We start from the raw sequence: 13425 nt of genomic DNA on the forward strand, positions 1-13425 counted from the left end.
ATAAACAACAATAAAAAAATAAGGTAGGATGTATCATTAAATACTATACATCCTACCTATAATTATACTATTGATTACATCGTTCCTCTATCTCTTATCATTTTTTCCACTCCTTATGCTAAATGCCCGCCCACTAAGCGATTCCGTGAAATAGCTGTACCAGCGCTGGTATAGGAGGCTGCGCGTAATAAGGCCACCACTCCATATTTTCTACGAATCGCATCCATGACATGACCAATGACCTGTCGCTGGTCCTTACGCTCATCAAATAAATCAAGCTGAATGCTACGCTCTGCCTCTAAATTTGTCAGTCTAACAGATAATTGACGCGCTGGCTCACCCGCAAAATGCTCATCTAGTAAGTCCAGACAAGTCTGATACATAACAAGGGTCTCATTGGTTGGACTTTCGATGGTTCTTGAGCGATGGAACCCCTTCGTCATCGCATTGCGACTGTAAGAGAGCCCCAAGCTAACAGTCCGCCCGACATAGCCTGCTTCTCGTGTACGTCGCATCACATCCTCACACATTTCTAGGAGTACAACCGCAATATCCTTTCGTGTGTGATAATCCTTCATGAGCATTTGGCCCTTCCCAAAGCTTAATGCCGCATTGTTCACCAATGGCTCACCTAATGTGGAGAGATCAATGCCCCATGCATGGTAATAGTATTGATTACCCATAATACCAAAGCGCTTTTCTAATTCGGCTAAATCGGCATGGGCTAATCCACCGACTGTTTGAATGCCCATCGCATTTAAATTGGCTGCCATCTGTTTCCCAATCCCCCACATATCAGATAAAGGACGCACTGGCCAAAGCTTTGTTGGGACATCGGCATAGGTCCATTTGGCAAAGCCTGTTTTTTTTGCCTCTAAATCTAATGCTAATTTAGCCATCAACATGTTTGGTCCCATGCCAATGGCGGACGGAATGCGAAACTTTTCATAGATGTCTTCCTGAATCAATTTGGCTACCTGCTCAGGCGAACCCCAAAGTTGCTCCGTGCCTGTTAGATCTATAAAGCTTTCATCCACACTATAAACATGGATCGCCTCTGGAGGGACATATTGTGCAATCAGACGCGTAATGGCCATGGACATCTCTAGAAAAAAGGACATTTTTGGTTCAAACAACTTAATATCTGGATGTTTGGGAATTTCATAACGCCGATTCCCTGTTTTAATGTTAAATTTTTCTTTCATCACTGGTGATGCAGCCAGCACAATACTACCAGGTTGTTCAAAATTACCGATGATAGCAATTGGATCTGTCAGCACATCTAGCCCTTCTAGCATGGCAATACAGCTTGCATAAAAGCACTTCATATCAATACAAAAAATATCTTTCTGTGGGAAGTCGTTGTAATTCATATCACCTCAGACTCCCGTTGGAGAATGGGCAGAAGTGCTAGAACATTGTTAATATGAAACGTACGCTTCGCTAGCCTTGTAAAACAAAAGGCGGTAAAGGAATCACCTTTAATGTGGATAATTTTCACGCGCCTTTTCGTAATGGCACCTGATTTCGCTATATACATCATGTGAACGATTTGGTGACGATGCATGGCTTTTATCAACTGTTCTTTCATGTTGAATGCTCCTTTACTGACTCTGTTTGCGTTCATGTTGAACAGAGTTTTTGATAACTAAGAACAAACGTTTGTGTTTTTATTATACGCACGTATGTTCTGAAATAGAAGTGGTAATTTTAGCTAATTTTTTTCCAGACAGAGGCTGACTGTAGCTAGGCATTTGTGTAAGTCTAGAAGTACCTAAAACATAATCTATGATGATGAATAGCTCAATTTATATGAGAAAGGATGTAAGTATCAGCTCAAATATCGATTATAACTCCCCTTCTGCAGCGTTCACTTTTGATGTCAATAAAAGTACGCTTTTTAAAAAAGACTCCCGAAATTACATTAATATTCTCGGTGTGGAACAATTAAATACATTAGAAAATACATCTTTGCTTGATATTTTTTTAAGTAAAGACAATGTCATCGAGCCACATTACCATCAAAATGCTGCAGAGCTTGTCTATTGTATTGCAGGAGCAGCAACGGTTTCTATATTGAATCCCTTTACCAAGAAAATTCAAAACTATCCTATCAAGCCTGGGCAGGTTGCGAATGTACCACAGGGCTGGTGGCATTATGAAGTAGCCACAGAAGATGACACGCATCTACTTGCTATTTTTGATGCGCCAACGCCAGAGGTCATTTTAGGCTCTGATATCTTAAAATTCACACCAGCCAATATTATGGCCCATACGTATTGTTTAGATGAAGAACAATGGAAGAAAACGATTGCACCGATTGTTCCTACGACTTATATCGGACCAGCAAAAGGCTGCAATCGTGTCCAATCAGCAACCGATCAAGCCCCTTATAAACCAACCATGCCACAGCAATATATGAAACCATGTCCATACCCTTATCCCTATCGTTACCCTCCTATGTACCCTTATGGCACCTACTATTAGCGACCTCTTATACATTTTTTATTGTAAAAGATGAATAGAATGTCATTTACTGCTACATCCTAATCTTAAATCAACCTAAGAGTTAGGAAGTGTCAGGATGACAATGATAAATGAAAATCTAGCATCGCTACGATTTAAGGAGGTTTTCAAGCTTTGGTCACAGCTTGGGATCAATCAAGGCTATATTGCTTCCAGTCATGCTTTTTTTAAGCATACGCGTGATAAAAACTTAAAAATCCTTACATTGGAATTTATTCAATGTTTAAAAGAGGAAAATAAACAGCTAACACTGCTATTAAAGGAAAACGGTGTGCTGGCACCAACAGCATCAATAGAATACAGTAAAATGAAAATAACGGATATTCGTGGGAAATCTTTCATTAATGATGGCGAAATAAGTGCTATTTTATCGATGAATATTGCCTCTTCTTTGATTGCCGTAAGCCAAGCTTTAGAGCTGGCAGTAAAGAAAACACATCTAACCAAATATAGTGAACTCCATATGCGTTATGCGCTACTTGGAGCGAGATTGATTGACCTAAGTAAGAGTAAAGGCTGGTTATTAGCCTCTACACACTAAAAAGAAGCCTCCGTTTTAATAACTAACGGAAGCTTCTTTTTTTAATCTTTATCGATTTCTCACGAACAGTAGCTTATACCATTGATTGACTAGGAATGGTAACACCGATAGGCTATAAATAAAGCCTAGCTGTGCTGGTGTTAATGGAGCTACCTCAAAGACCGTTGTAAGCATCGGCATAAATAAGACCATGTGTAAACTTAGCACACCAATGATAAAGGCGAACCACGTATATTTATTCGAAAATACACCAATCGCAAAGATGGATTGTTTGGATCGAGAATTAAAGCCATGCACTAACCTTGACAAGCATAGTGTTGTAAAGGCCATCGTGCTTGCTGTTAACGTATCGCCTGTCGATAAACCGATTTGAAACGCAATAATGGTGGAGATGGCGATTAATATGCCTTCAAGCACAACTTGTGTGGTAAATTTTTTATTTAATAAAGGAGTATGAATGTTTCTAGGCTTGTCCTTCATTGTCTTCTTATTATTTGGCTCTAAACCGATGGCAATAGCAGGCAGACTATCTGTTAATAAGTTGATGAATAGAAGATGGACAGGTGCAAAAGGAACAGGTAAGCCCAGAACCGTTGCATATAACACGACAAAAATAGCGCCTGCATTTCCAGATAATAAGAACAGAATGGCATTTTTAATATTTGTATAGATGCTACGGCCATTGGCGATTGCTTTAACAATTGTTGAAAAATTGTCATCCGTTAAAATCATGGATGAGGCATCTTTTGCAACCTCTGTGCCTGTTACGCCCATAGCCACCCCAATATCTGCTTGCTTCAAAGCAGGTCCATCATTGACACCGTCTCCTGTCATGGCAACCACATGTCCTTTATCCTGCCATGCTTTAACAATTCGAATTTTTTGGGCTGGTGTAACACGGGCATAAACAGAATAATCCTGTACTTTCTCTTGCAGCTCTTGATCAGTTAAGCCTTCGAGTGCATGTCCCTCTATAGCTTCAGCTGGATTTTGCAAAATACCAATTTGTTCGGCAATCGCGGTTGCTGTAATTTTATGGTCTCCTGTAATCATGACGGGTTTAATACCTGCCTTTATACAGCTTTCCACAGCCTCTTTCGACTCTTTTCTCGGAGGGTCCATCATCGCTACTAAGCCGACAAAGATTAAATCTCGTTCCGCTCGTGGATCGACTTTTTGTAGAGGCAATACCTCCTTATAAGCAATGGCTAACACCCTTAAACCATTCATAGAAAAATCACGATTCACCGCCTCGATTTTCTGGCGATGCTGCGGGGTTATCTCAAAAATACCTGTTGATGTTTTGATTCGTGTCACTTTTGGTAAGAGTACATCCAGAGCCCCTTTGGTAATCATGATGGGCTGCTTGTCCATCTGATTGACAGTGCTCATAAGCTTCCTCGTCGAATCAAATGGAATTTCAGCCAATCGTGGATATTGCTCACGTATCTTCAATTCATCTAACCCATACTGTTTCCCCAATTTCACGAGCGCAATTTCTGTAGGATCACCAATTTCTTTGTGGTCACGCTCGACAGCGTCACTACATAAAAGCGCTTTTACCATTAGTTCTTTTTCCACTGGATTTATTGGATTGAGCCAATCATGAGGAATTTTCTTCTGGTCCACAAAAACTTCCTGTACTACCATTTTATTTTCTGTTAAAGTACCTGTTTTATCAGAACAGATGACCGATACACTCCCCAAACTTTCCACAGCATAAAGCTTGCGGATGATCGCATTTTCCTTTGCCATCTTTTGGGTGCCAAAAGCTAATACGATGGTCACGATAGAACTTAAAGCCTCGGGGATAGCCGCCACAGCAAGAGATACAGCAAACATAAAGGATTCCACTAAGGCTCGTCCTCGGATAAGATCAATCGTAAAGATTGCTAAACAAATCAGCGTAATCCCTAAGGCTAATTTTTCACCGAATTGATCGAGACTAATTTGTAATGGCGTTTTCTTTTCCTTTGCTGTATCGAGTAAATTCGCAATTTTTCCGATTTCCGTCTGCATCCCAATTGCCGTAACCATCACGATGCCACGTCCATTGGTCACAAAACTTCCTGAGTACACCATATTTTTCTTATCCGCAATGGTGATATTCTGCTTCCGAATGGGGTCTGTACTTTTTGCCACAGCAATTGATTCGCCTGTAAGAGAGCTTTCGTTGATGTGTAAATTATGGCTTTCTAGTAGTCTTCCATCCGCATTAATATAATCTCCCGCCTCCAACATCAGAAGGTCCCCTACTACAATTTCTTCAGAAGGAATTTCTACTAGTTGATTATGACGCATGACCTTGGCAATGGGAGAGGTCAATGCTTTTAGATTATCTAATGATTGTTCGGCCTTCACATGCTGCACTGTACCTAAAATGGCATTTAAAATAACCACGATCATGATCACAATAGTACTTTCTACTTCTCCTAGTAGAAAGGAAACGAAGGCAGCAACGAGTAAAATGATGACCAATAAATCTTTGAATTGGCCCATAAAAACAGCCAACGTACTTGTCTTTTTCCCTTCCTCTAATACATTATAGCCATAGACTTGTTGCCTCTTTTGGACGTCATCATCAGTCAAACCTTGCGTGGTGACGTTCAATATCTTCATGACTTCAGCAGATGATTGTTGATGATATTCAGTCATTGAGTTCTCCTTCCATTTACAAGATTTGAAAGTCTCCTACTATTTTTCTTAAAAATAATATTCGCTCTTAAAATCTCAAACTCCTCAAATCTGTAAATTCATTAACTACAACAATCTATTCCATAGGTAATTAGAGTATGCTAAGAAACCATAGAGAATTTAATTTTGGGAAGTGTACGAAAATAGATTCATGCAAACCAATTAAAAAGGTATTGGGATGGCTTTCCCAATACCTTTCAGGGCTATCGTTCGATTATGAATGATGATGTGCTGACTGATAATCTACGTGCTGCTCCTGTCCAAGAGGTGCCCTTTTAATAGAAAAGATCGCGCAGCCTAATGCACAAAGAACTAGAATCGTACCAAAGCTAGCTAGGTGCATAACAGAACCTGTCCAAGCAAACATTGCGCCACCAACTGCTGATCCGATAGAAATACCAATTTGCAGGGCAGCTGTATTTAGGCTTTGCTGAATATCCGATGATTGAGGATCCGCCTGAATTAAGTAATTTTGTAATGGCGGTGTCAGTGCCCAGCTCAACGCACCCCATAAAACCGTAAATACTAAAAACAGTGGAAGGGCAATAATTGTATAAGGAATACTAAATAAGACAATGGCAAAGGCTGAGACAATTAAAATAATGGCTTTACTTGTGCCAATTTTATCACTCACCCATCCACCTACAGCATTTCCACTAACAGAGGCAATACCAAAAATTAAGTAACAAATACTAATCCATGAAGCTTTCATATCAAATGCCTCTACTAAAAATGGTGTTAAATAGGCGTAGAGCATGTAATGGCCCGCTAGCATAAATAAGGTAGTTAACTGTGCTGTCAGGATTTTTAAATTCGCCAGCGATTTAATTTGCGCCTTGAGTGGCACTACTTCTCCAATTGGCATTTTTTCAAGTAATAAAGCAATTAATATCATTGAAATCGTTGATAGGATACTAATACCTAAAAATATGGCTCGCCAGCCAAACGCTTCTGTAATAAAAATACCCATTGGCACACCGATCACCAACGCAGAACTTACCCCCATAAAAACAAGCCCCAGTGCTTTAGCACGATGGCGAGGCTCTACGATTTTAGTTGTAATCGTTAATGATAAAACAATCACTAACGCTGTACTCATAGCTGTGAAAATACGTGCGATTAGCACAATGATAAACGTTGTACTAAAGAAGGTCATTAGATTTCCTAACGTAAAAATAAATAAAGAAATAAGGAATAAGCGCTTGCGTTCCACCTTGGCTGTCAAGGATAGTAGGACAGGCGCAGAAATCGCATAAACAAGTGCAAAAATAGTAATTAATTGTCCCGCTGTCGCTAAAGACACATCTAAATCCTCTGCAATATTTGGCAGGATTCCACCAACAATTAATTCAACTAACCCTACTGCAAAGGTAGTCACAGCAAGAATATAAACTCTCCAATTCATCGTAATCTCCCCTTCGATACCGTTCATTTTTGTAGGAGATTGTTTTAAAACAAACTAAAAAAATCCTGACTACAAAAATGAAGCAAAGTTTTGTAGTCAGGATTTTATGGTTCCTGGTAGAGACCCTCAATCCATATTATTGAGGTTATACAGATCAAATATTTACTTTAGCTATAGTAGCACATCAAAATTTCATTGACAATAGCTTTTTTCATAGAATTCATTGCCTCTAAAAATCTTTTTGGCAAGAGAAAATTTCGATTTTCTGCTTATATTTCGACGAATTTGACCATATATATAAACATACAATAACTATTTTACGAGGTGATTGTTTGCGTATAGTAGGATTTGTCTGCTATTTTTTAATACTATTTTATGGCGTAGAATTAGTAGAAGAAGCGTTCACAAATGAAGAACCAGCAATGCAATCGCCCATGAAAAGTAAGCCATCGCCCATCAAGGAAACCGTTGAAAATTCAAGGATTTGTGTCTATTATCCCACTTATAAAAGCTGTACCGATTTACCCCAACAATAAAAAAGAGGCTACTCAATGGAGTGACCTCTTTTTTCATCATTTTGAGCCAATATGAAAATGACTAAATGGATATAGTATTAATTTCGATTCACCATATACAGCATCCTCTGAAATTAAACCATAATGGCGACTGTCACTACTTTTTAGGCGATTGTCACCAAGCACAAAATACATGCCCTCTGGCACTTCTTTTTCATTCACTAATTGTTCCAATGTAAAGTTTTCCGTAATGCGTAATTGATTAGGATCATCCGTTTGACGGTTCACATAATCTTCTTTATATGCTTTGCCATTGACGTACAATACATCATCTTTCATTTCCACTTTATCCCCTGGAAGACCAATGACACGTTTAATATATAACTCATCTTCGACAGGAGATTGGAAAACAATTTGATCAAAACGCTCGATTTTACTTGTTTTGCTTACAATAATAATATCCTTATCGTGATAAGTAGGATACATAGATGCTCCCTGTACTTTAATCGGCGCAAATAAGAATTGCTTACAGCCAAAAACAACAACAGCTGTAATGACAATAATTTTGATGTAGGATAATATTTCTTTTTTAAGATTGGATGTTTTTTCCGCTTGCATGCTCATTCCCCGATACTGTTTTTTTAATAGTATAACATTTTCTCACTATTATTGACGAATGAATCACACAAATTGTTTCCTATTCATAGAAAAATAGACAAGGCTACAAAGTAACATTGTCTAGAAATTGATATTTTACTGTTTCAACGTTATGAATGGTTAGTTTGTGTAGCAGAGTGATGCTGCTCGTTTAATAAATCTACTGCTAATACGATACCCACTGGTAATGCAAATGCTAATAAAATTGTGCCTACAATCATCACAATCACTCCTTTAACCATTTCTAATGTCAGTATACACTTAATTTTCTGATATTTCAAGAAATATCGAAAAATGATGAATAACAGCAAAAAAATCATTCAACTAGGCATGCACCCTACCTGAATGATTTTTTATCCCTTACATAAATAATTTTAAACATAATACTTGTAGGCCTCTTATTGCTGATTGGACTGGATTTTTTCGCACTTTACGTTTAGGTACATAGCTTTGCATGCAATGATTCAGCGCTGTATACCTCAGCACCTGGGTCCTCCCATTCATTCATCTCCCTCCCTTCGTGGCCAAAAAGTTTACAGCTAGTATGCGACATTTGTAAGCAACTTGCTTACTTACTTTTGTAAATGGTTTTTTAAATCTGTTTGTATTTTTTGAAGCTCTGCCTCATTCGGAATATAGTACCAAATGCGGTTAATCCTTTCACCGTCTCCCTGTTCGAACGATAACTGCTCAATATCCTTATCCATTTTTTTATAAATACTTTGCAGCTGAATAAGGTCCTTCACTGAAAAGTTCATGCGAACATTGTCGCCTAGTACATTCAACATATCAGTTGCTTTTAATAATGTTGATGGTGTGGAGGCTTTTTTCATCACCGCTTCAATGATTTGACGTTGTCGAATTTGGCGTCCAAAATCACCGCGAGGATCTTCATAACGAATACGAGAAAAAATAAGGGCCTCATTACCATCTAATGTGATTTCTCCCTTTGGATAATGGTATTCGTCAAAGGTTAAATCCATATCATTATCGATTGTTACGCCACCCAGCGTGTCAATAATTTGTAAAAAGCCCTCCATATTAATAAATACATAATAATCAATGGGTATATCTAAAAAATTTTCGACCGTATCCACAGCCATAGGGACGCCTCCAAAGGCATAGGCATGATTAATCTTATCTACCGTATCATGACCAACGATTTCTGTTCGAGTATCACGGGGTATACTAAGCATTTTCATCGTCTGCTTTTCAGGATTTACAGTGATTACAATCATGGTATCGGAACGTCCACTATCATCTTTACGTTCATCGACCCCAAGCATTAGAACCGAAAAGGGATCTTTTTTAATCACTGTTTTTTCTTCTGGTTGTGCTGCATCTGTTGTTTGAATAAGTGGTGTATTTATTTTATTCATAGTTTTTTGGATGGTAAAGTAGGCAGTACCTATAAAAATTAAAAAAATTGCTAATAGGCTACCAACAATCCACAGCCATAATTTTTTCTTGCTCTTTTTCTCTTTTGAGCGTTTCATGTTTTTTTCCATACATAAGTCCTTTCTTGCTTAACAATTTTGCCCCTCTTTTTGACGTATTAAGTTGGAAAAAAGTTTATCTAGTCTACTTATATGCATAATGAACGAAAAAAAGACGTACACTAGTATTTACTAAATTTACAACATACTATTCCCTCATTTGTCAATTATCTTCCTTTTACATTCATTGCCCTCTATCAAAATGGTGCTATCTTAATTTATTGAAAATTCATTATTGTTGATATATACTATTTTTCAGATACAACGTCTCTATAATAGAAACGTTTTTAGGAGGAATCACTCGATGTTTCAAAAAAGAAGAGAGCAGCTCGTTTCCCGTATGCAGCAACAGTCAATTGATGTAGCAGTGCTAGTGCCAGGGTCAAATATGTATTATTTTACAGGTCTTCAGTTAAAGCAAAGTGAACGCCTAACAGTAGTCGCTATTACTGCTCATCATCAATTATACTTTCTCGTTCCACAAGTAGAATTAACAAAAGTTGACTTGGGTAATGGAGGGACAATCTTATCCTATTCGGATGAGGAAGGACCGTCACAGGCCATCCAGCAACTAAAAAAAGAACTAGGAACAGCGCAGACACTTGCCGTTGAGTTTGACACCATGCACGTGAAGGAACAGAAAGCTATCGAAAACCTTACATATGACACTTTATGTGATATCGGTGAAACCATTCGTGATATACGTATGGAAAAAGATGAACACGAAATAGCCCTCATGCGTCAGGCTGTACAGATCGTCGAAGAAAGTCTTGCAGCCACATTACCGATTATTCAAGCTGGTATTTCAGAGATGGAAGTCGCAGCCCAATTAGAATATGAAATGAGACGACGTGGATCAGAGGGAACACCTTTTGGAACCATTGTTGCTTCTGGTTATCGAGGTGCACTTCCTCATGGTAGAGCGAGCACAAAGAAAATAGAGACAGGTGAATTAATTGTCATAGATTTTGGCGCGATTTATAAGGGCTATGTGGCGGATATGACTAGAACAGTTGCTTTAGGAGAAGTTTCTCCAACGCTCAAAACAATTTATAGCATTGTGAAGCAAGCAAATGAAACAGCCATAGCAGCCATAAAACCAGGTATGACAGCTCATGCCATTGATGATCTGGCAAGAGGCATTATTCGCGATGCCGGCTATGGCAATTATTTCACACACCGACTTGGCCATGGCATTGGTTTAAGTGCACATGAAGAGCCTTATATGATGCAGCGTAATCAGCTAGTGTTAAAGCCAGGCATGGCCTTTACCGTGGAGCCAGGTATCTATGTGCAGGATGTTGGTGGTGTTCGTATCGAGGATAATTTAATCGTCACAGAAAATGGTTACGAAAATTTAATGACCTATTCGAAAGAATTAATCATTTTATAAGGTTGGTGTGTACAATGATCGATATGAGGAAAATACAACAGGATATGCCGCTACTTGAACACTATATTTATCTAAACACAGCTGCTGCATCTGCCATGCCACAGCCAGTAGTGGATGAAATGACTAGCTATCTCCAAAAACAAGCAAGTATTGGTCCCTACTTGCCCTCTTTTCGTCAAGAAACGTATGCGCAAGTAGAGCGTATTCGAAAAAAAGCAGCATTGTTCATCGGCGCAACAAAAGAGGAGATTGCCTTTGTGCCAAACGGTTCAATGGCGATTAATTATGTCGCAGGTGGCTTGCAATGGAAACGGGGAGATGAGGTCATAGTGCTCGACACAGAAATGTTGAGTAACTATGTGCCTTGGCTTGCCCTTCAGCAACAAGGGGTTCAGCTGAAAGTGTTAAAAACCAATGATGAATATATGGTAGATTTATATGCACTTGAGAAACTCATCACACCACAAACAAAATTGATTGCCTTTGCCCATATGTCCAATGCTGCTGGGGCACTCCAGCCTGCCAAAGAAATATGTCAGCTCGCCCAGCAACACCATGTACTCACATTGATGAATGCCAATCAAACACTTGGTTTAACACCAATGAATGTTGCCGAACTTGGCTGTGACTTTCTAGTTGCATGTGGACGAAAATGGCTACGCGGCCCTGAAGGATCAGGTATTTTATACGTACGAGAAGCACTCATTCCAACATTGACACCTATTATGATTGGCTGGGGCAGCACCCAGTGGGATTATCAAAACAATGCCTATTCTTTTGTAGAAACCGCTAAACGTTTTGAACCAGGTTGTCCGATCATTCCAAGTATTTTCGGCTTAGGGGCAGCTATTGATTATGCGAACAATATCGGTATCCATCACATATATGATCGTGTAAAGCAGCTAACAAACTATTTAATTGAACAGCTTGCAACCATTCCAAACATTGTCTTATATGGTCCTCAAAATAGTGCTCATCGATTATCAATTACGCCGTTTAACATTGAAGGGCTGTCACCAGATGAGCTAACCAATGCTTTAGCCGAACATGGGGTCATCATTGAAGCTGGCACATTTATGGCAAATACCATTATGGAACGCAATCAAATTTCTAAAATGGCCCGTTTTTCACCACACTATTTTAATACGTTTGAAGAAATTGACAAGGCCGTATCCATCATGAAAAAAATCCAAGCAAAGGCTCAAGATAGTTAATGTCTATCTTGAGCCTCTTTTTCATGCTTATTCATGATATAATTTAAAGCTGTATTGATCGAAATACCGTTGAATATTCATCGCTCCATATTGAAGAACATTCACCATATCAGGTAACTTCTCCTCTGTTGGCTTACGATAAATAGGGCCAGCAATTGTTAAAGAGGCAATGACTTCTTTTTTACTATTAAAAAGAGGTACACCTAGCCCAAATACTGAATGAGAGTACTCTCCTGTTGAAAAGCACCAGCCTTGCTGTTGTATTTTTTCTAAATCGGCTAACATTTCAGCAGGGTCAGTAATGGTTTCAGGAGTTAATCTTTTCATCCCATGCTCCATAATCTCCTTTTTTCTCTCTTCAGGTAGATAAGCCATGATGACTTTACAAGATGCCCCGATATGTAGTGGTGTCCGCGTGCCAATCGACACTGAAAACTTAATGGTTTGAGAGCTCTCAGCTATTTCTACTGTGACACCATCTGTTCCATCCAGCCATGTTAAAAATACGGATTCTTTGATGGTATCTGCAAGGTTGATCATAATTGGTAAAACAAAGTCAGAAAGATTTAATTTATCTTTAACCATCTGGCCATATTCTAGAAAGCGAAGCCCTAATTCATATTTTTTTGTCTCAGGATTTTGAATAAGAAAGCCTTGTTTTTCGAAGGTTGCTAAAATCCGATAAATAATAGAGTGACTAATATCCATCTCTTTTGCTAGCTCACGAACACCCCATGTAGGATTTTCCTTATTAAAATATTTCAGTACCTCCAATGAGTTATCTAATGTTTTTAATGTCATTTCACACCTCAAATGTCTCTATAATAGAACCGTATTTTGATTATAAAATGAAGACGGACAATTTTCAATAAATTCAACTATTTTACAATTAGATTTTAAATGAACTATTTCATTTCAAGCAGTTCCTATGGACATTCTATCATGCAAAAAAGGAAGGCTATCCGCCAGATTCCTCTTTTTATC

14 protein-coding genes and 1 riboswitch are annotated in these 13425 nt (G+C 38.6%); of the genes, 5 read left to right on the top strand and 9 right to left on the bottom strand.

Features of this window, described 5'->3' with window-relative positions; all coding sequences use genetic code 11:
• Positions 1-113: 113 nt before the first annotated feature.
• A complete protein-coding gene (locus tag EW028_RS14770) occupies positions 114-1373 on the bottom strand; it encodes a Y-family DNA polymerase (protein WP_131521427.1) in 1260 nt (419 codons plus the stop codon).
• Positions 1370-1591 (bottom strand): transcriptional regulator, encoded by a 222-nt coding sequence (locus EW028_RS14775; RefSeq protein ID WP_048392481.1) that lies wholly within the window; start codon positions 1589-1591, stop codon positions 1370-1372. The genes EW028_RS14770 and EW028_RS14775 overlap by 4 nt, the downstream gene beginning before the upstream one ends.
• A gap of 239 nt (positions 1592-1830) precedes the next feature.
• Between EW028_RS14775 and EW028_RS14780 the strand changes: the two genes are divergently transcribed.
• A complete protein-coding gene (locus tag EW028_RS14780; RefSeq protein WP_349679724.1) occupies positions 1831-2487 on the top strand; it encodes a cupin domain-containing protein in 657 nt (218 codons plus the stop codon).
• Between the two features lie 97 nt (positions 2488-2584).
• Complete coding sequence (locus EW028_RS14785; protein WP_048392480.1) at positions 2585-3067, top strand: DUF3231 family protein; 483 nt, start codon at positions 2585-2587, stop codon at positions 3065-3067.
• Positions 3068-3115: 48 nt separating this feature from the next.
• On the opposite strand, the gene EW028_RS14790 is transcribed toward EW028_RS14785, so the two are convergent.
• Both EW028_RS14790 and EW028_RS14795 read right to left on the bottom strand, forming a co-directional pair.
• The gene (locus tag EW028_RS14790) at positions 3116-5722 is read right to left on the bottom strand and encodes a cation-translocating P-type ATPase (protein ID WP_131521428.1); all 2607 of its coding nucleotides are present in this window, start codon (positions 5720-5722) and stop codon (positions 3116-3118) included.
• Positions 5723-5975: 253 nt separating this feature from the next.
• Positions 5976-7166, bottom strand: a complete 1191-nt coding sequence (locus EW028_RS14795) for an MFS transporter (protein WP_131521429.1) — start codon at positions 7164-7166, stop codon at positions 5976-5978.
• Between the two features lie 73 nt (positions 7167-7239).
• A riboswitch (purine riboswitch) is annotated at positions 7240-7339 on the bottom strand.
• Between the two features lie 159 nt (positions 7340-7498).
• Between EW028_RS14795 and EW028_RS14800 the strand changes: the two genes are divergently transcribed.
• Positions 7499-7702 (top strand): hypothetical protein, encoded by a 204-nt coding sequence (locus EW028_RS14800; protein ID WP_036218669.1) that lies wholly within the window; start codon positions 7499-7501, stop codon positions 7700-7702.
• Positions 7703-7738: 36 nt separating this feature from the next.
• On the opposite strand, the gene lepB is transcribed toward EW028_RS14800, so the two are convergent.
• From lepB to EW028_RS14815, 4 genes are all read right to left on the bottom strand, one after another.
• Positions 7739-8299: a signal peptidase I gene (gene lepB / locus EW028_RS14805; protein WP_048392477.1), complete on the bottom strand. Its 561-nt coding sequence runs from the start codon at positions 8297-8299 to the stop codon at positions 7739-7741.
• Between the two features lie 149 nt (positions 8300-8448).
• Positions 8449-8559 (bottom strand): hypothetical protein, encoded by a 111-nt coding sequence (locus EW028_RS14810; protein WP_004230560.1) that lies wholly within the window; start codon positions 8557-8559, stop codon positions 8449-8451.
• Between the two features lie 139 nt (positions 8560-8698).
• On the bottom strand, positions 8699-8842 hold the full coding sequence (locus tag EW028_RS25340) for a hypothetical protein (RefSeq protein ID WP_155483397.1): 144 nt from the start codon (positions 8840-8842) through the stop codon (positions 8699-8701).
• Positions 8843-8910: 68 nt separating this feature from the next.
• Complete coding sequence (locus tag EW028_RS14815) at positions 8911-9846, bottom strand: LCP family glycopolymer transferase (protein ID WP_054550408.1); 936 nt, start codon at positions 9844-9846, stop codon at positions 8911-8913.
• 292 nt (positions 9847-10138) lie between these two features.
• Here EW028_RS14815 and EW028_RS14820 point away from each other — a divergent pair, with 292 nt between their 5' ends.
• Together EW028_RS14820 and EW028_RS14825 are read left to right on the top strand one after the other, a co-directional pair.
• The gene (locus EW028_RS14820; protein ID WP_131521430.1) at positions 10139-11227 is read left to right on the top strand and encodes a M24 family metallopeptidase; all 1089 of its coding nucleotides are present in this window, start codon (positions 10139-10141) and stop codon (positions 11225-11227) included.
• Between the two features lie 14 nt (positions 11228-11241).
• A complete protein-coding gene (locus tag EW028_RS14825) occupies positions 11242-12441 on the top strand; it encodes an aminotransferase class V-fold PLP-dependent enzyme (protein WP_131521431.1) in 1200 nt (399 codons plus the stop codon).
• Between the two features lie 27 nt (positions 12442-12468).
• Here EW028_RS14825 and EW028_RS14830 read toward each other — a convergent pair whose 3' ends face one another.
• Positions 12469-13242, bottom strand: a complete 774-nt coding sequence (locus EW028_RS14830; RefSeq protein ID WP_131521432.1) for an IclR family transcriptional regulator — start codon at positions 13240-13242, stop codon at positions 12469-12471.
• Between the last annotated feature and the right edge of the window lie 183 nt (positions 13243-13425).

This window comes from Lysinibacillus sp. OL1, from assembly GCF_004332175.1.
Classification (GTDB): domain Bacteria; phylum Bacillota; class Bacilli; order Bacillales_A; family Planococcaceae; genus Lysinibacillus; species Lysinibacillus capsici.

Bases quoted from the DNA above. Each gene is read 5' to 3' on its own strand.
- EW028_RS14770 (WP_131521427.1), bottom strand. From the start codon at position 1,373: ATGAATTACAACGACTTCCCACAGAAAGATATTTTTTGTATTGATATG.
- EW028_RS14775 (WP_048392481.1), bottom strand. From the start codon at position 1,591: ATGAAAGAACAGTTGATAAAAGCCATGCATCGTCACCAAATCGTTCAC.
- EW028_RS14785 (WP_048392480.1), top strand. From the start codon at position 2,585: ATGACAATGATAAATGAAAATCTAGCATCGCTACGATTTAAGGAGGTT.
- EW028_RS14790 (WP_131521428.1), bottom strand. From the start codon at position 5,722: ATGACTGAATATCATCAACAATCATCTGCTGAAGTCATGAAGATATTG.
- EW028_RS14795 (WP_131521429.1), bottom strand. From the start codon at position 7,166: ATGAATTGGAGAGTTTATATTCTTGCTGTGACTACCTTTGCAGTAGGG.
- lepB (WP_048392477.1), bottom strand. From the start codon at position 8,299: ATGCAAGCGGAAAAAACATCCAATCTTAAAAAAGAAATATTATCCTAC.
- EW028_RS14810 (WP_004230560.1), bottom strand. From the start codon at position 8,559: ATGATTGTAGGCACAATTTTATTAGCATTTGCATTACCAGTGGGTATC.
- EW028_RS25340 (WP_155483397.1), bottom strand. From the start codon at position 8,842: ATGAATGGGAGGACCCAGGTGCTGAGGTATACAGCGCTGAATCATTGC.
- EW028_RS14815 (WP_054550408.1), bottom strand. From the start codon at position 9,846: ATGGAAAAAAACATGAAACGCTCAAAAGAGAAAAAGAGCAAGAAAAAA.
- EW028_RS14820 (WP_131521430.1), top strand. From the start codon at position 10,139: ATGTTTCAAAAAAGAAGAGAGCAGCTCGTTTCCCGTATGCAGCAACAG.
- EW028_RS14825 (WP_131521431.1), top strand. From the start codon at position 11,242: ATGATCGATATGAGGAAAATACAACAGGATATGCCGCTACTTGAACAC.
- EW028_RS14830 (WP_131521432.1), bottom strand. From the start codon at position 13,242: ATGACATTAAAAACATTAGATAACTCATTGGAGGTACTGAAATATTTT.